Raw genomic sequence first — 17129 nt, 5'->3', positions numbered from 1 at the left:
CCGCGAAGCGGCGCTGATCCGGGATCCATCGGAGGGGGCTGTGCTCTACAATGGATCCCGGATCGACCTGCGGTCGTCCGGGATGACGGCAGAGCTTTGACCTGGACATCGGCAGAATGTTCGACCTCATTCTCACGCAGACATTGAACGGGCTGGCTTCGGCCTCCTCGCTGTTCCTCGTCGCCTCCGGGCTGTCGATCATCTTCGGCGTCACCCGGATCGTGAACTTCGCTCATGGCTCGCTCTACATGCTGGGCGCCTATATCGGCTGGACGCTGGTCACCTGGCTGGGTCCGACGAGCGGGCTTGGTTTCTGGGGTGGTGTCGGGCTGGCGGCACTGCTCGTCGCCATCATCGGCGTGGTGATCGAGGTCGCGATCCTCAGGCGGATCTATCAGGCGCCGGAGCTGTTCCAGCTTCTCGCCACCTTCGGCGTGGTGCTGATGATCCAGGACATCGCGCTGGCCACCTGGGGCGCAGAAGACAAGCTCGGGCCCCGCGCGCCCGGCTTCAAGAGCTTCGTCATCCTGTTCGACAACCGCTTCCCCACCTATGAACTCCTGCTGATCGCAATCGGCCCGCTGGTGCTCGCGCTGCTCTGGTTTCTGTTCCAGAAGACGCGCTGGGGCACATTGGTGCGAGCGGCGACGCAGGATCGCGAGATGGTCGCGGCGCTCGGCGTCAACCAGCGCCTGCTCTTCACCTCGGTCTTCGCCTTCGGGGCCGGCCTCGCCGGGCTGGGCGGGGCGCTGCAGCTCCCGCGCGAGGCGGCAACCTTGCATATGGACCTGTCGATGATCTCGGAGGCCTTCGTGGTCGTGGTCGTCGGCGGGCTCGGCAGCGTGACCGGGGCCTATCTCGCGGCGGTGCTGATCGGTATCCTGCACGCTTTCGGCATCCTGATCTTCCCGAAGATCACGCTCGTGCTCGTCTTCCTGGTCATGGCCGTGGTGCTGGTGGTCAAGCCCTACGGCCTGATGGGCAGGCGCCCCGTCGGCGCCGCGCGCGGGACGGCGACGGCCGAGCCGCTGCTGCGGCCGGCCGACCGGGCGGCCAAGCTCGCCGGCCTCGTCGCGCTCATCCTGCTTGCCGCCGCGCCGCTGGTGACGCCGGACTACCTGCTGCTGACGCTGACGGAGCTCGTGATCTTTGCGCTGTTTGCCGCCTCGCTGCATTTCATGATGGGGCCGGGCGGCATGGCCTCTTTCGGCCACGCCGCCTATTTCGGCCTCGGCGCCTATGGCGCTGCGCTCGCCGTGAAATGGCTGGGCGCGCCGATGGAGCCGGCGCTGATCTTCGCGCCCTTCCTGGCCGGCATCGCGGGCGTGGTGTTCGGCTGGTTCTGTGTCAGGCTGTCCGGCGTCTATCTCGCCATGCTGACGCTCGCCTTTGCGCAGATCGCCTGGGCGACGGCCTTCCAATGGGTCGAGCTCACCGGCGGCGACAACGGCATCCTCGGCGTCTGGCCGTCGCATTGGGCAGTGTCGAAGACGGCGTTCTACTATCTCGCGCTCGCTATCTGCGCGGCCTGCGTGGTCCTGCTCAGGGTCATGGTGTTCTCGCCGCTGGGCTATGCGCTCCGCGCCGCGCGCGACAACCCGCTCAGGACCGAAGCGATCGGCATCGACACCATGCGCGTGCAATGGGTCGCCTTCACCATCGCCGCCTTCGCGGCCGGCATCGCGGGAGCGCTCTTCGCCTTCTTCAAGGGCTCTGTCTTCCCGACCTATATGGCGATCCCGCGTTCGGTCGACGCGCTGCTGATGGTGCTGCTCGGCGGCGTGCAGACCGTGTCGGGTCCGATCGTCGGCGCCTTCGCCTATGCAGGGCTCAGCGAACAGCTGATGAAGATGACGATGTACTGGCGCTTCACGCTGGGGCTTTCGATCGTGCTCCTCGTCGTGCTCTTCCCGCGCGGACTCGTCGGCGGCTTCCTCGCCCTGCGCGAGCGGCGCGATCGAAGCGACAAGGACGGTGCCGTCGTAACCCGGCTCGCGACGGAGGGCGCGCCATGAGCGCCGTCGTTTCTCCCCGGGCGGCAGTCGCCGACGAGGCCGTGCTGGTCGCGCGCGATCTCGCGAAATCCTTCGGCGGCGTCCATGCGGTGCAAGGCGTCTCCTTCTCGGTCGAGGCTGGCCGCATGGTCGCGCTGATCGGCCCGAACGGCGCCGGCAAGACCACCTGCTTCAACATGCTGGGCGGCCAGCTCAAGCCGGATCGCGGCGAGGTCATCCTCGCCGGGCAGGCGATCACGGGGCTCAAGCCCCGCCGGGTCTGGCGCCTGGGTGTGGGCCGCACCTTCCAGATCACCGCGACCTTCACCTCGATGACCGTGCGCGAGAACGTGCAGATGGCGCTGATCTCGCAGGAGGATGGCGTCTGGAATCCGTTCCGGCCCGCCCGGACGCGCCATGTCGCTGCGGCGGACGCCCTGCTCGCACAGGTCGGCATGCGCGAGCAGGCGGAGCGGGCCTGCGGCGTGCTCGCTTACGGCGACCTGAAGCGCGTCGAGCTTGCCGTCGCGCTCGCCAACCGGCCGAAGCTCCTGCTGATGGACGAGCCGACCGCCGGGATGGCCCCGCGCGAGCGCGTCGAGCTGATGGCGCTGACGGCGCGGATAGCGGCGCAGAAGCAGATCGCCGTGCTGTTCACCGAGCACGACATGGACGTCGTCTTCGCCCATTCCGACCGGGTGATCGTGCTCGATCGCGGCCGGCTGATCGCCGACGGCACCGCCGAGGCGGTGCGCCAGGACCCGCAGGTGCGGGCGGTCTATCTCGGCTCCGGCGCCACCTCGGGAGGCCATTGATGAGCGCCCTTCTCGAAATCTCCGGGCTCGACGCCTATTACGGGCGCGCCCATATCCTGCAGGGCGTTGGCTTCGGCATGGGCCGGGGCGAGGTGCTGGCCCTGATGGGGCGCAACGGCGCCGGCAAGTCGACGACGATGAAGGCGGTGATGGGGCTGGTGCCCCCGGCGCGCGGCGAGATCCGCTTCGACGGCCAGCGCATCGAGGGTCGCGAGCCCTTCGAGATCGCGCGCATCGGCATCGGCTACGTGCCGGAGGAGCGGCGCATCTTCTCCGAGCTTTCGGTGATGGAAAACCTCTCCGTCGGCCAGCGCCCGCCGCGCGAGGGCGTGCCGCACTGGACGCCCGAGCGGCTCTTCGCGCTCTTTCCGAATCTCGGGCGGATGCGCGACCGGCCGGGCGGGGCGATGTCGGGCGGCGAGCAGCAGATGCTGACCATCGCGCGCACGCTGATGGGCAATCCGCGGCTCGTGCTGCTGGACGAACCCTCGGAGGGGCTGGCCCCGCTCATCGTCGAGGAGATGGCGAAGACCATCCTGGCGCTGAAGGGGGAGGGGCTGAGCATCCTGCTCTCCGAGCAGAACCTGCATTTCGCCGGCAATGTCGCGGATCGCGCCGCGATCATCGAGAAGGGCATCATCCGTTTCACCGGCACCATGGCCGAGCTCAAGGCGGATGAGGCGATCCGGGCGCAGTACCTGTCGGTCTGAGCGGCCGTCCGGATTTACAGCGTCAGCAGAGCTTCGCCAGTAGCAGCGAGAGTTGCTGCGCTTCCTTCTCTGTCAGGGGCTGCAAGGTCGCGGCCGTGATCGCCGCTGCCCGGGCGAAAAGCTCCGGCATGAGCGCGCGTCCCTGGTCGCTCAGCCGGATCAGAACGCGCCGCTGGTCGTTGGGGTCGGGCAGGCGCTCGACCAGGCCGCGCTCGGCCAGCCGGGTGATCACACCCTTGATCGTGGCGGGGTCCATCGCGGTCAGGCGACCGAGCTGGTTCTGGGAGATCTCCTTGCTCGCGGCGAGCCTGCTCAACGCGGCGAACTGGGTCGGGGTCGGGCCTCCGGGCCCGATCGTCTGCTGGAAGATTGCGATATGGCGCTGCTGCGCCTTCCGCATGAGAAAGCCGACCTGCTCGTCGAGGACATATTTCGCGTTTTCTTTCGACTGAAGCGACGCGTTTTCCGCCACGGCTGAACGCTTCCGCGTCGACATCGGGGCTGCCTCCCAAAAACTCTTGCGTATCACATTTCCGGCGGTGGCCTCCGCGCCACGACCTCGACCGTGAATCGATAGCCCGATTCCGCCTTGTTGGACATTCGACCTTGGCCTGTCTCGATCCATTGGCGCCGCACGCGGCATCGAGACGGGAGTGTCCGCGGAAGGCGTCCGGTTCCGGGGCCGGACCCGGTCAGGTTGAACCAGCCTGACCGACATATGCGTTAGCGATAGCCCATTCTCCGGTTGAGCAGGAGGAGCAGGCTGTTGCACGTCACCGCGACGATGGTCAGCAGCAGCGCCACCGCCATGATCGTGTCGATCTGGCCGATGTTGATGGCGCTGATCAACATGAAGCCGAGACCGCGCTGGGAGGCGAACATCTCGCCGATCAGCACGCCCAGCAGCGTGAGCGAGAACCCCAGCCGCACGCCGGAGATCACCTCGGGAAGGATCGCGGGCAGGATAACCGTGAAGGCCGATTGCGCAGAGGACAGCCGCAGCACCTGCGCGGTGCGCCGATAGACCGGCTTCATCTGCCGGATCGCGTTCATCGAGAACAGGGTGATCGGGATCAGCCCGTGCATCACGCCGAAGGCGATCTTGGCCGAGATGCCGAGGCCGAAGCAGAGCAGCACCAGCGGGTAGAGCACCACCTTGGGGATGGAATAGAGGTTGACGAGGATGGGCTCGGCGACGTTGCCGGCAAGCCGGCGCACCCCGAGCAGGATGCCGAGCGCGATGCCGCCGACCAACGAGATCAGGAAGGCGGCGGCGAAGGCGCGCATGGTCTCCGCGACGTTCTGCCAGAATTCGGCGGTCGCCAGCAGCGAGCCCAGTTTCACGACCGTCTGGAAAGGAGAGGCCAGCGAGGAGGCGCCGACGAGGAGATGGAGCGTCTGCCAGAGCAGCAGGCAGAAGAGCAGGACGAGGGCGGTACCGGTGATCCTCGGCATGGCGATCACCGCTGCCTGCGCGCCTGAAGGCGCTTGTCGACATGGTTGAGCGCCGTGTTGACGATCGTGACGGTCACGAGGATCAGCAGCATCAGCGCGTACATGTGCCGGTTCTCGAAGTTGTTGTAGGCATAGGCGATCGCATAGCCGAGCCCCGAGCCCGACAGGATGAATTCCGAGGCGATCACGCCGATGAAGGCATAGGCGACCGACAGCTTGACGCCGGTGAAGAGGTAAGGGGCCGCGGCCGGCAATTCGATGAGCAGCGCCGTCTTCCAGCGCGGCATGCGATAGATCCGGGCGGTCTTGCGCAGGACGCGCGGGATCCTGTCGATGCCGTTCAAGGTGGCCGTGATCATCGAAACGATCGCCAGCAGCACGGCGATGGCGATGATGGAGGCCGAGCCGACGCCGAAAAGGGTGATGAACACCGGATAGAACACGAAGGTCGGGATGGCGTAATAGCTCGCCAGCAGCGGCTCGAGCGCGTCGCGCAGGCCAGGCCAGGCGTGGATCGCCAGCCCCGCGACGAAGCCGAGGATCACCGAGAGCACCGCCGCGACGACGACATTCGTCAGGCTCACCACGATGTCGGAGGCGTATTCGCCCGAGGCGAGAATCCGGCCGAGCTCCACCACCATCTGCGACGGCGGGATCATGACCGCGAGCGGAATGATGCCCACCCGGCACATCAGCTCGACGGCGCCGATCAGCAGAGCGACGACCAGGACCCGCAGGCGCTTCTCCGACATGGCTCAGGCCTGTCCCGACGACATGATCTTCAGCGCCTCGACCCGCAGCTTGTCCCAGAGGCGGGCGGTGATGTCGCCGAAATGCGGGGTCGAGACGACGCGGCTGTCGCGGTCCCGCTCCCAGCCGGTCTCGACGAAATCGATGAAGGTTCCCGGCCGCGTCGACATCACGCCGACCCGATCCGACAGCATCGCCGCCTCGTCCAGCGCGTGGGTGATGAGCAGCACCGTCGCGCCGGTCTCGCGCCAGAGCCGCAGCAATTCGTCGCCCATCAGCAGCCGCGTCTGCTGGTCGAGGGCGCCGAAGGGCTCGTCGAGCAGGATCAGCCGGGGCTGCATCACGAGTGTCCGTGCGATGCAGACGCGCTGGCGCATGCCGCCGGACAGCTGTGCCGGGTATGAGGCGGCGAAGTCGCGCAACCCCATGAAGCCGACGGCGTAATCGACGCGCCGGGCGATTTCCGCCGGGTCGATGCCGGCACGACGCAGACCGAAGGCGACGTTGTCGCGAACGCTGAGCCAGGGGAAGGAGGCATCTTCCTGGAAGACTACGCCGACGCCGTCCGGCACGTCCCGGATGGGCGCGCCCTCGAATTCGGCGACGCCCGCCTGCGGCCGGCTCAATCCCGCGAGAATGTCGAGCAAGGTGGATTTGCCGCAGCCGGAAGGACCGACGACGGAGAAGAACTCGCCCCTGCCCAGGTCGAGGTCCACGGGGCCGAGCGCATGCAGCTTGCCCTTGGGAAGGTCGAAGACCCGGGTGACGCCGCGGAGCCGGACGTGAACGGCGGCGGGAACCTCGGATATCGCCAAAGAGTCGCTCCGTGCCTTCACCGCCGCGCCGATCATGACTTCGCCTGCAGATCGGGCGGCAGGTAGGATTTGTCCAGGATCGTGGACCAGTCGATGTCGCTCTTGACCTCGCCGATCAGCTTCAAGCCCTCGACCATGCGGTTGAGCTCCTCGACACTGAACTCGCCCTCGCTCCACATATGCGGGCCGATCATGTTGTCGACGGCCTCCCTGGCGATCGGCGGGTCGAGCTTGTAGATCTTTTCGATGATCTTCGCAGTGCCCGCAGGGTCCTGGTAGACGGCCTGCACGCCGGCCCTGCGGCCCGCGATGATGGCCCTCAGCTTCGCCGGCTGCTCCTGCGCGAATTTGCGTGTGGTGATCCCCACCGATGTCGTCATCGGCTTGAGGACCTCGCCGGCCTTGTAGACCGTGCGATACTTGTCCTTGCGGATGATCGACAGCGGCTCGATGAGCACGGAAGCGGCAACGCCGCCCTGTTCCATCATCGTCAGGGCCGGGACATAGCCGCCGGCGGCGACCCGCTGAACCTTGCCCGGATCGATGCCCTTCTCGCGAAGGACCATCAGGAAGAGCATTTCCGAAACGGATTTCGGCGAAGTGATCGCGACCTTCTTGCCGATCAGATCCTCGAGGCTCCTGATGCCGGAATCGGGCATCGTCACCATCGAGGCCTCGGCCACGCTGCGCGTGCCCGTGTTGACGATGACGACGTCGAGGCCTTGCGCCTTGGCGGCGAGCGCCGCTGAGACCGCGACTTCGCCATAGGGCGTGTCGCTGGCGAGGATGTTGCGGACCGTGGTGCCGCCCCCGCCGGAGCCGAGAATGCCGGTGATGTCGATGCCGGCCTGCTTGAACAGGCCCTTCTCCATGGAGACCGCATAGGGGGCGCCGTAGAGGCTCGCGCCCCATTGCGTCACCGAGATCTCTTCTGAATTCGCACTGGACTGAATAAAGAGTGTCGCCAGGGCGACCAGGGCACTCCGCACCTTCCGGTCGGATACGAATTTCATGGCTCTCTCCCGGCTCATCCGCGGCCGCCTTTTGACGTTTCCGCGGGTCTGAAATTCATTTGTATGCCAATAAAAACGCCGATCGGGCGCCTTGTCAATCGAAGGATTCGAGGCCGACTTGGGCCCAGCTTGGGCTCACCTTGCCGGGCCACCTTGGGCGGCCGCGCTGGCGAGGAAAAAATCGACATGAGACGGGAAAGCCTTCCGGTTTCGGCGGCCGGCTCGACATGACGGGCCCGGGCGATGGATGGTCGATCAGGTCGCCTCGACCTGGTCGGTGCGGCTTCCCGGCAATCCCTGCTCCGACGGACGCCGGCGGGCACTCAGCTTGCTCATCCAGAGATAGATGATCGGGGTCGTGTAGAGCGTCAGGATCTGGCTGAGGATCAGGCCGCCGACGATGGTGATGCCGAGCGGGCGGCGCAGCTCCGCGCCGGGGCCTGTCGCGATCATCAGAGGGACCGCGCCGAGCATGGCCGAGAGCGTCGTCATCAGGATCGGCCGGAAGCGTTCCAGGCAGGCGTCGAAGATCGCCTCGCGCGGGGTCTCGCCGCGCTGCCGCTCGGCGCTGATCGCGAAATCGACCAGCATGATGCCGTTCTTCTTGACGATGCCGATCAGCAGGATGATGCCGATGAAGGCGATGATGGTGAGATCGGCGCCGGCGATCCGCAGCGCGATCAGCGCGCCCAGGCCCGCGGAGGGCAGGGTGGAGAGGATCGTCACCGGGTGGATCAGGCTCTCATAGAGCACGCCGAGGATGATGTAGACGGCGAGGATCGCGACCAGGATCATCATGCCCTGGCTGCCGGCTCCTTGCGTGAAAGCCTTGGCGTCGCCGGCGAATTCGGCGCGCAGCGAAGCCGGCATATGCAGCGCCTCGACCGCGGCGACCACGGCATCGCTCGCCTCCTGCAAACCGACGCCGGGGGCGAGATCATAGGTGATCGTCACCGCCGGGAACTGGCCCTGATGGTTGATGACCAGCGGCGCCGTGCCGCGCTCGACCTTGACGAGGCTGCGCAGCGGCACCTGCGCGCCGTTGCGGCCGGGCACGTAGAGATCGAGGATGTCGCCCGGATCGCGGCTGCGTGAGGGCGCGACCTCGAGGACGACCCGGTACTGGTTGCGCGCGCCGTAGATCGTCGAGATCTGGCGCTGGCTGAAGGCGTCGGACAGGACGTTGTCGATGTCCTGGATCGCGACGCCGAGCTGCGACGCCTTGTTGCGGTCGATCACGACATTGGCCTGCAGACCGCCCTGTTCGCGATCGGTCGCGACGTCGACGATCTCCGGCAGCGTGCGCAGGCGCTCCAGCACCTTGGGCACCCATTCCTCCAGCTCGGGCAGGTTCGGGTCCCAGAGCGTGAACTGGTATTGCGAGCGGCCCTGCCGCCCGCCGGCGCGGACGTCCTGGATCGGCGTCAGGAAGATGCGCAGGCCCGGAATCGAGCCCAGGCGCCCGCGCAGGCGGTTGACCACCTGCGCCGAGCTCAGGCCGCGCTCCTCCAGCGGCTTCAGGCTGACGAAGAAGCGCCCGGTATTGACCGAGCCGCTGCCGCCGCCGATGAAGGAGGCGACGCCGAGCACCGCGGGATCCGATGCAACGACGGCCGCGCCCCGCTGCTGGAGCTGCGCCATCGCCGGGAAGGAGATGTCGGTCGAGGCCTGGGTGAAGCCGATGATCAGGCCGGTGTCGTCCTGAGGGAAATAGCCCTTCGGCGCGCTGCGGAACATCTGCACGGTCAGCGCGACCGTCGCGATCATCACGATCAGCATGAACCAGCTATGCTGCAGCACGACCCTGAGCGTGCTGGCATAGAAGCGCGTCATCGCAGAGAGCACGCTCTCCACCGCCCGGTCGAAGCGGCTCGGCACATGCGGCCCGGTCTTGAGGAAATGCGCGCAGATCATCGGCGTGACGCTGAGCGAGACCGCCGTCGAGACCAGGATGGCGAAGGTCAGCGTCAGGGTGAATTCGCGGAAGAAGCGGCCGGCCACTCCGTCCATGAAGAAGAGCGGAATGAAGGCCGCGATCAGCGACAGGCTGATCGAGACGACGGTGAAGCCGATCTGGCCGGCGCCAAGCAGGGCGGCGCGCAGGGGCGACAGGCCGCGGGCGACGTTGCGCTCGATGTTCTCGATCATGACGATGGCGTCGTCCACGACGAAGCCGACCGAGATCGTCACCGCCATCAGCGAGAGATTGTCGAGCGTGAAGCCGGCGAGCCACATCGCCGCGAAGGTGCCGGCGATCGAGAGCGGCACGGTGACGCCGGCAGCGACGGTCAGCGTCGTGCGCCGCAGGAACACGAAGACGACCAGCATCACCAGGGCAATGGAGATCAGCAGCGTGTGCTGGATATCCGCGATCGAGGCGCGGATCGTCACCGTGCGGTCCGACATGATCGAGAACTGGATGCCGGCGGGCACCCATTTCTGGATCTCTGGCAGCAGCGCCTTCACCCGGTCGACCGTGTCGATGACGTTGGCATCGGCCTGCTTGGTCATGGTGATGAGGATGGCCGGCTTGCCGTTGTACCAGCCGGCGGCGCGGCTGTTGCGTACGCCGCGCTCCACCGTCGCGACATCGGCGAGCCGGACCACGGTGCCCTTGGCCGAGCGCACGACGATGTCGCCGTAATCCTCCGGCTGCCGGATCTGGTTGTTGGCGGAGAGCGTCTCGCTCTGGTGCGTCCCGTCGAAGGAGCCGACCGCGGACACCGTATTGGCGTTGACGATGGCGGTGCGGATCGTGTCGAGGCTCAGGCCCATGGCGGCAAGCTGGGCCGGGTCGAGGCGCACGCGGATCGCCGGCTGCTCGGCACCGGCGACCGTGACCTCGCCGACGCCTTCGACCTGGGAAATGCGCTGGGCGATGACGGTGTCGGCCGCGTCGTACATCGCGCTCGGCGTCATCGTGTCCGAGGTCAGCGCCAGGATCAGGATCGGCGCGGCGTTGGGATTGGCCTTGCGGAACTGCGGCAGCGTCGGCAGGTCGCCCGGCAGGTCGGTCGCGGCGGCGTTGAGCGCGGCCTGCACGTCGCGGGCGGCGCTGTCGGTGTTTCGCGTCAGGTCGAATTGCAGCACGATCTGGGTCGAGCCGAGCGAACTCGTCGAGGTGATCTCGGTGACGCCGGGGATCGAGCCGAGCCGCCGCTCCAGCGGCGCGGCAACGCTGCCGGCCATGGTCGCGGGGTCGGCGCCGGGGCGGCCGGCGAAGACGCGGATCGTCGGGAAGTCGACGCTCGGCAGGCTCGCCACCGGCAGGAACATGTAGGCGACCATGCCGACGAGGAAGAGGCCGATCGCCATCAGCGCGGTGCCGACCGGACGCAGGATGAAGGCGTCGGAGAGACCGCGCACCGTCTTCCAGCCCTTGTCCTCCTCGGGCGCGACGCTCATTCGGCCGCCTCCGGCCCCGGATAGGGCACGACGCCGTCACGGCCGCCGCCGAGGCGCCGGCGCAGCCGTTCCAATGCCAGGTAGATCACCGGCGTCGTGTAGAGCGTCAGCAACTGGCTGAGCAGCAGGCCGCCGATGATGGTGATGCCGAGTGGCTGGCGCAATTCGCTGCCGGTTCCGGTCGCCAGCGCCAGGGGCAGGGCGCCGAAAAGAGCCGCGAGCGTCGTCATCATGATCGGGCGGAAGCGCAGCCGGCAGGCCTTGACGATGGCGTCCTCCGGCGAAAGGCCCTCGTTGCGTTCGGCATCGAGCGCGAAGTCGATCATCATGATCGCGTTCTTCTTGACGATGCCCATCAGCAGGATGATGCCGATCAGCGCCACGATCGAGAGCTCGCGGCCTGTCACGATCAGCGCGAGCAGGGCGCCGACGCCGGCCGAGGGCAGGGTCGTCAGGATCGTGAAGGGGTGGACATAGCTCTCGTAGAGCACGCCGAGCACCAAATAGATCGTCACGATGGCGGCCAGGATCAGCCAGGGCTGGTTGGCGAGCGAGCGGTTGAACTCGGCCGCGTCGGCGCTGAAGCTGCCCGAGATCGAGGTCGGCATGCCGATTTCCCGCTCGACGGCGGCGATCATCGTGACCGCATCGCCCAAAGCCGCGCCCGCCGCGAGGTCGAAGCTGACGGTCGCGGCCGGAAACTGCTCCTGATGGGCGATCGAGAGCGGCGCCGTCTCGCGGATCAGGCGCGTGAAGGAGGAAAGCGGCACCTGCACGCTGTTCTGCGTTACCGTGGTGTTGCCAGCGCTGTTGGTCTGCCCCTGCGTGTTGGTGTTGCCGGTGACGTAGAGCTTCGTCAGCGACGAGGGATCGCGCAGATATTGCGGCGCGGCCTCCAGGATCACGCGGTACTGGTTCGACTGCTCGTAGATCGTCGCGATCTGACGCTGGCCGAAGGCGTCGTAGAGCGTGTCGTTTACCGCCTGAATGGAGATGCCGAGCCGCCCGGCCTTGGCCCGGTCGATCTCGACATGGGCGCGCAAGCCCCCGTCCTGCGTCTCGTTGGCAACGTTGCGCACCAGCGGCTCGCGGCGCAGCGCTTCCGAGAGCTTGCGTGCCCATTCCATCACCTGCGCCTGGTCGGCGCCGGTCAGCGTGTACTGATATTGCGAGCGGCTGGCGCGTGTCGTGATCTGGATGTCCTGGACCGGCTGGACATAGGTCACGGCGCCGGGGATCGCGGCGGCCGCGGCCCGGAGCCGTTCGGCGATCGTCACGGCGTCGTCGCGGCGCTCGTCCTTGGGGCGCAGCGTCACGGTCAGGCGGGCGGTGTTCAGCGTGGCGTTGGCCTGGCCGATGCCGAGCACGGAGACGATGCCGGTGACATCGGGGTCCCGCTCGAAGGTCTGCGTCACCTGCTCCTGCAGCCGCTTCATCTCGTTGAAGGAGACGTCGGGTGAGGCTTCGAGGACGACGCTGAGCTGGCCGGTATCCTGGCTCGGCAGGAAGCCCTTGGGAATGACGATATACATCCACACCGTCAGCGCGAGGGTCGCGACGGTCGCCAGCAACACGAGGCCGCGCGCCTTCAGCGCCCAGCCGAGCGTCACGTCGTAGAGCCGGGCCATCGCCGAGACCGGCCATTCGGCCGCGCGCATGAGCCAGTTCTCGCGCTCATGCCCGGTATGGCGCAGCAGGCGGGCGCACATCATCGGCGTCAGCGTCAGCGAGACCACTGCCGAGACCACCACCGCGATGGTCAGCGTCAGGGCGAATTCGCGGAACATCCGGCCGACGAGACCGGTCATGAACAGCAGTGGGATGAAGACCGCGACGAGCGAGACGGTGAGCGAGATGACGGTGAAGCCGATCTCTCGCGCGCCGTCATAGGCGGCCTGCAGCGGCTTCTTGCCCTGCTCCATGTTGCGCACGATGTTCTCGATCATCACGATCGCATCGTCGACCACGAAGCCGGTGCCGATGGTCAGCGCCATCAGCGAGAGGTTGTCGAGGCTGAAGCCGGCAAGCCACATCACCGCGAAGGTCGCGATCAGCGACAGCGGCAGTGCGACGCCGGCGATGATCGTCCCCCGGACCGTCCGCAGGAACAGCAGCACGACCAGCACCACCAGCGCACAGGCCAGCACCAGGGTGAACTGCACGTCGGCGATCGAGGCGCGGATCGTCTCGGTGCGGTCGCTGACCACCTGCAGATCGACGCCGGCCGGCATGCCGTTCTTCAGGCGCGGAATTTCCTGCTTCACCTGCGCGACCGTGGCGACGATGTTGGCGCCGGGCTGGCGCATGACGTCGATCACCACCGCCGTCTTGCCGCGGAACCAGGCGCCGATGCGGCTGTTCTCGAGGTCCTCCAGCACCACCGCCACATCGCGCAGGAAGACCGGGGCGCCGCTGCGATAGGCGACGACGATGTCGCGATAGGCCGCGGCGCTGCCGATCTGGTCGTTGGCGCTGATCGTGTAGGCCTGATGGTTGCCGTCGAGCGCGCCCTTGGCGCCGGCGACATTGGCGTTGACGATGGCGGTGCGCAGATCCTCCATGCCGAGCCCGTAGGAGGCGAGCCTGGCAAGGTCGGCCTGGATGCGGATGGCGGGACGCACGCCGCCCTCGATCGAGACATGGCCGACGCCGGAAACCTCGGAGAGGCGCGGGGAGAGCAGCGTGTCCGCAAGATCGCTGAGCTGGCGCAGCGAGACGGTGTCCGAAGTCAGCGCCAGCACCATGATCGGCGCGTCGGCCGGATTGATCTTCGCATAGGTCGGCGGGTAGGGCAGGGTGCGCGGCAAGGTGGAGCCGGCTGCGTTGATCGCCGATTGCACGTCCTGCGCGGCGGCGTCGATGTCGCGGTCGAGGTCGAATTGCAGCGTGATCTGGCTGAGGCCGAAGGAGCTCTGCGAATACATCGTCGAGAGCGAGGGGATCTGCCCGAACTGGCGCTCCAGCGGGGCGGTGACCAGCGAGGCGATGGTCTCAGGGTTCGCGCCCGGCAATTGCGTGGTGATCTGGATCGTCGGGAAATCGACCTGCGGCAGGGCCGAGACCGGCAGGCGCAGATAGCCGAGGATGCCGCACAGCAGCACGGCGACGCCGAGCAGGGAGGTCGCGATGGGCCGGCTGATGAAAGGCGCGGACACGCTCATCGCGGCTGCCCCGTCATGGCTGCGCTTGCGGTCTTTGTGCCCCGGATCCGCTGCCGGGGGAAGCCTCGCCGTTCGGCCGGCCACCCTCGCGGCGCGTGCCGCCGGGCGCCGCCCCGTCCCGCCGCGGCCGCGGCTGACCGTCGGCCGAGGGCGCAGTAGCCGGTGCGGACGGCGCGTCCGGCGCCGGAGCCGCGGAACCTGCTCCCGCGCCCGCGGCATTGCCGCCGGCCTGATCGCCTTGCCGGCGCTGCCCCTGTCCTTGCCCGGGCTCGCGCACGCCGCGTCGGCCGGGCGCGGTGGCCGGCGGCTGGGCAGCGTCCTCGGGGGTGGTGACGCGGACCTTGGCCTTGTCGGTCAGGCGTGCGAAGCCGGTGGTGACGAGCTTCGCCGGTGGCTCGACGCCCGAGGCGATCACGGCCGTCGTCTCATTCTGCTGGCCGACCGTGACATTGACGAGGCGGACCGTCTCGTCGTCGTTGACCACGAAGACGTAAGCTCCGTTCGGCCCGCGCTGGACCGCGGCAGTTGGCGCGACGACGACGTTCTTCAGCATGTCGACGAAGACCCGGACATTGACGAACTGGCCGGGCCAGAGCTGGAGCCGGTCGTTGGGGAAGCGCGCCTTGACCTTGATGGTGCCGGTGGTCTGATCGACGACGTTGTCGATGACCTCGACGACGCCCCTGTCGATGATCGTCGTGCCGTCGGAGTCGAGCGCATCGACCTCGACCGGCCCGCGCGCGACGGCCGCGCTGACGGCGCGAAGCTGCTGCTGCGGCAGGTTGAAGATCATGGCGATCGGCTTGAGCTGGGTGATAACGACGAGGCCGTTCGTGTCCGAAGCGCGCACGATATTGCCCTGGTCGACCTGCCGGATGCCGAGGCGGCCGTCGATCGGCGCACGGATCGTGGTGTAGTCGAGGATGGCCTTGGCGTTGTCGATCGCGCCCTGGTCGGAGCGAACCTGCGCCTCGAGCTGCGCCACCGTGGCGCGCTGGGTGTCGGCCTGCTGGCGCGAGCCGTAGTCCGTCTGGGCGAGCTTGGCGTAGCGTTCGAGGTCGGCGCGGGCATTGGCGAGCTGCGCCTCGTCCTGCGCCTTCTTGGCCATGGCCTGGTCGTACTGCGCCTGATAGGTCGCAGGGTCGATCTTCGCCAGCACGTCGCCCTTCTTGACGTCCTGGCCGTCCTTGAAGGCGATTTCGAGCAGCCGGCCATCGACCTGCGTGCGGGCGGTCACGGTGTTCAGGGCCTGGATCGTGCCGACCGCATCGGCGGTGACCGGAACGTCGTCACGGCGGGCAGGGGTCGCGATGACGGGGATGGCGCCTTCGTTGCCGCCCAGACGAGCGCCACGCCGCCCGCCGCGCTGGCCCTGGGCCGCCTCGCTGTCCCCGCTGGAAGGCAGCCAGCCGCCATTGTAGCTGTGCCACCCCCAGGCGGCCGCGGCGAGCAGCAGGATGAGCAGAAGCCGTTTCATGGCGCGGTCTCGGTGGCGGCGATGGCGGCCTTGCGGTCGGCGTCGGTCCAGCCGCCGCCCAGCGCCTTGAACAGGTCGACATAGGAGATCAGCTTCTGGAGCTTGATCTGCGAGAGCTGGTCCTGCGCCTGGAACAGGGTCTGCTGGGTGTTGAGCAGCGTCACGATGTCGATGGTGCCCTCGCGCAGCCTCTGCTCCGTGATGGTGTAGGCGCGCCGGGCGGAGGCGACCGTGTCCGCCTGCAGGCGTTCGTGGCGGGTGTTCTCCTGGATGGCGATCAGGGCATTTTCGACATCGGCGAAGGCGCTGACGATGGTCTTGCGATAGGTCGCGATCAGCTCGTCGGCCGTGCCCCGCTCCAGTTCCACCCTGGCTTTGAGATTGCCGCCATCGAGAATCGGCTGCACCAGCCCCGCCGCGGCCGAGGCGAAGGCCGCGTCGGGGCGCAGCAGGTTCTTCAGCAATGCGCTTTCGAGGCCGCCCTGACCGGTCAGGCTGATGCTCGGGAACAGCGCCGCGCGGGCGGCGTGGAGCGTCGCTTCCTGCGAGGTCAGGCGCGCCTCGGCCTCGGCGATGTCCGGCCGGCGCTGCAGCAGCTGCGAGGGCAGGCCGGCGCGCACGGAGGGTACCGCCACCGCGTTCAGGCTGCCGCCCTTGATCGCGACGGCGGCCGGCGTCTCGCCGACCAGCACGGCAAGCGTGACCTTGGCTTGGCGCAGGGAGAGTTCCAGCGGGGGCACCGAGGCCTTCTGCTGCGCGACGACGCTCTCCTGCTGGGCGATGTCGAGCTGGGTGGCGGTGCCCACAGCGAGCCGGGCGCGGATGACGGCGAGCGTCCGCTCAGCGGCCGCGATGTTCTCGCGGGCGATGGTCAGCCGGTCCTGCGCCGCCAGAACCTGGAAATAGGTGCTCGCTACGCTGGCGACGGCGGTGAGCGCCACCACGTCGCGGTCGAAGCGCGTCGCCTCGGCAGCGAAGCGGCCCGCATCGGCGGTCGCGCGGTTCTTGCCCCAGAAGTCGAGTTCATAGCTCGCCGAGAGGCCGAGGCTGAACTGATTGCCGACGCTCTCGCTGAACGGTCCGCGCTTGGAGCTCAGCGTACCCGGCCGCAGGCTGCGCGAGCCGTCGACCGAGCCGCTCAGCGTGGGGTAGAGCGCTGCGGCCGAAATGCGTGACTGCGCATCGGCCTGCCTGATTCGCGTCATGGCGATGGCGATGTCGAAATTCTCCCCGAGCGTTCGATCGACCAGCCTGTTCAGCTCGCTCGACCGGAACAGGCGCGGCCAGTCCGGCGAGACTGCCGGCGCGGCACGGCGCTCTCCCGCGGCGTAACCGGGCGTGACGGCGACGCCCAGTTCCGGGCGCTGATCTGCCGGCAGGCAGGCTCCCAGGCCGATGGCGGCGGCAGCGGCGCAGGCGAGGCGGGAGAGGGAACGTCCGACCGCGTGTCCCGCAAGATCACGCCTGTAGCCCGGCACCATTCCGCTCTTCTCCAGCCTCGATCAAAAAGAACGCGGAACACGACGCAACAGAC

The 17129-nt window shown here is 67.8% G+C and carries 12 protein-coding genes; 3 read left to right on the top strand and 9 right to left on the bottom strand.

The window, feature by feature from the left end; all coding sequences use genetic code 11:
- Positions 1-116 precede the first annotated feature (116 nt).
- From AB6806_RS24265 to AB6806_RS24255, 3 genes are read left to right on the top strand one after another with little or no spacing between them, the layout of a single operon-like run.
- Positions 117-2015 (top strand): ABC transporter permease, encoded by a 1899-nt coding sequence (locus AB6806_RS24265; RefSeq protein ID WP_051988297.1) that lies wholly within the window; start codon positions 117-119, stop codon positions 2013-2015.
- Entirely contained in the window at positions 2012-2809 is a 798-nt protein-coding gene (locus tag AB6806_RS24260; protein ID WP_142021034.1) for an ABC transporter ATP-binding protein, read from the top strand. The genes AB6806_RS24265 and AB6806_RS24260 overlap by 4 nt, the downstream gene beginning before the upstream one ends.
- Positions 2809-3519: an ABC transporter ATP-binding protein gene (locus AB6806_RS24255; protein ID WP_210245594.1), complete on the top strand. Its 711-nt coding sequence runs from the start codon at positions 2809-2811 to the stop codon at positions 3517-3519. Before AB6806_RS24260 ends, AB6806_RS24255 begins: the two co-directional genes overlap by 1 nt.
- A 22-nt stretch (positions 3520-3541) precedes the next feature.
- Here the strand turns inward: AB6806_RS24255 and AB6806_RS24250 are convergent, their stop codons facing one another.
- From AB6806_RS24250 to AB6806_RS24210, 9 genes are all read right to left on the bottom strand, one after another.
- Positions 3542-4015 carry a MarR family winged helix-turn-helix transcriptional regulator gene (locus AB6806_RS24250; RefSeq protein ID WP_142021032.1) on the bottom strand — a complete coding sequence of 158 codons (474 nt, stop codon included), beginning with the start codon at positions 4013-4015 and terminating at the stop codon, positions 3542-3544.
- 227 nt (positions 4016-4242) lie between these two features.
- The gene (locus tag AB6806_RS24245; protein ID WP_112762387.1) at positions 4243-4974 is read right to left on the bottom strand and encodes an ABC transporter permease; all 732 of its coding nucleotides are present in this window, start codon (positions 4972-4974) and stop codon (positions 4243-4245) included.
- A 5-nt stretch (positions 4975-4979) separates the two neighbouring features.
- A complete protein-coding gene (locus tag AB6806_RS24240; protein ID WP_142021031.1) occupies positions 4980-5726 on the bottom strand; it encodes an ABC transporter permease in 747 nt (248 codons plus the stop codon).
- 3 nt (positions 5727-5729) lie between these two features.
- Positions 5730-6539, bottom strand: a complete 810-nt coding sequence (locus AB6806_RS24235; RefSeq protein WP_370955733.1) for an ABC transporter ATP-binding protein — start codon at positions 6537-6539, stop codon at positions 5730-5732.
- A gap of 32 nt (positions 6540-6571) precedes the next feature.
- Entirely contained in the window at positions 6572-7552 is a 981-nt protein-coding gene (locus AB6806_RS24230) for an ABC transporter substrate-binding protein (protein WP_112762314.1), read from the bottom strand.
- Between the two features lie 255 nt (positions 7553-7807).
- Positions 7808-10957 carry an efflux RND transporter permease subunit gene (locus AB6806_RS24225; protein WP_142021029.1) on the bottom strand — a complete coding sequence of 1050 codons (3150 nt, stop codon included), beginning with the start codon at positions 10955-10957 and terminating at the stop codon, positions 7808-7810.
- Entirely contained in the window at positions 10954-14118 is a 3165-nt protein-coding gene (locus AB6806_RS24220; RefSeq protein WP_038365703.1) for an efflux RND transporter permease subunit, read from the bottom strand. The genes AB6806_RS24225 and AB6806_RS24220 overlap by 4 nt, the downstream gene beginning before the upstream one ends.
- Before the next feature lie 13 nt (positions 14119-14131).
- Positions 14132-15595, bottom strand: coding sequence for an efflux RND transporter periplasmic adaptor subunit (locus AB6806_RS24215; RefSeq protein WP_210245592.1), 1464 nt, complete (start codon positions 15593-15595; stop codon positions 14132-14134).
- On the bottom strand, positions 15592-17076 hold the full coding sequence (locus AB6806_RS24210; RefSeq protein WP_051988302.1) for an efflux transporter outer membrane subunit: 1485 nt from the start codon (positions 17074-17076) through the stop codon (positions 15592-15594). The genes AB6806_RS24215 and AB6806_RS24210 overlap by 4 nt, the downstream gene beginning before the upstream one ends.
- Positions 17077-17129 lie beyond the last annotated feature (53 nt).

The organism is Allobosea sp. RCC_152_1 (assembly GCF_041360765.1).
Lineage (GTDB): Bacteria > Pseudomonadota > Alphaproteobacteria > Rhizobiales > Beijerinckiaceae > Allobosea > Allobosea spartocytisi.
The sequence above is the reverse complement of the archived record's forward strand: the minus strand, read 5'-3'. Positions and strand labels throughout refer to the sequence as shown.

What these genes read in the sequence shown, in the direction of transcription:
- AB6806_RS24225 (WP_142021029.1), bottom strand. Translation starts at nt 10,957, where the DNA reads ATGAGCGTCGCGCCCGAGGAGGACAAGGGCTGGAAGACGGTGCGCGGT.
- AB6806_RS24255 (WP_210245594.1), top strand. Translation starts at nt 2,809, where the DNA reads ATGAGCGCCCTTCTCGAAATCTCCGGGCTCGACGCCTATTACGGGCGC.
- AB6806_RS24210 (WP_051988302.1), bottom strand. Translation starts at nt 17,076, where the DNA reads ATGGTGCCGGGCTACAGGCGTGATCTTGCGGGACACGCGGTCGGACGT.
- AB6806_RS24265 (WP_051988297.1), top strand. Translation starts at nt 117, where the DNA reads ATGTTCGACCTCATTCTCACGCAGACATTGAACGGGCTGGCTTCGGCC.
- AB6806_RS24220 (WP_038365703.1), bottom strand. Translation starts at nt 14,118, where the DNA reads ATGAGCGTGTCCGCGCCTTTCATCAGCCGGCCCATCGCGACCTCCCTG.
- AB6806_RS24245 (WP_112762387.1), bottom strand. Translation starts at nt 4,974, where the DNA reads ATGCCGAGGATCACCGGTACCGCCCTCGTCCTGCTCTTCTGCCTGCTG.
- AB6806_RS24250 (WP_142021032.1), bottom strand. Translation starts at nt 4,015, where the DNA reads ATGTCGACGCGGAAGCGTTCAGCCGTGGCGGAAAACGCGTCGCTTCAG.
- AB6806_RS24215 (WP_210245592.1), bottom strand. Translation starts at nt 15,595, where the DNA reads ATGAAACGGCTTCTGCTCATCCTGCTGCTCGCCGCGGCCGCCTGGGGG.
- AB6806_RS24230 (WP_112762314.1), bottom strand. Translation starts at nt 7,552, where the DNA reads ATGAAATTCGTATCCGACCGGAAGGTGCGGAGTGCCCTGGTCGCCCTG.
- AB6806_RS24260 (WP_142021034.1), top strand. Translation starts at nt 2,012, where the DNA reads ATGAGCGCCGTCGTTTCTCCCCGGGCGGCAGTCGCCGACGAGGCCGTG.
- AB6806_RS24240 (WP_142021031.1), bottom strand. Translation starts at nt 5,726, where the DNA reads ATGTCGGAGAAGCGCCTGCGGGTCCTGGTCGTCGCTCTGCTGATCGGC.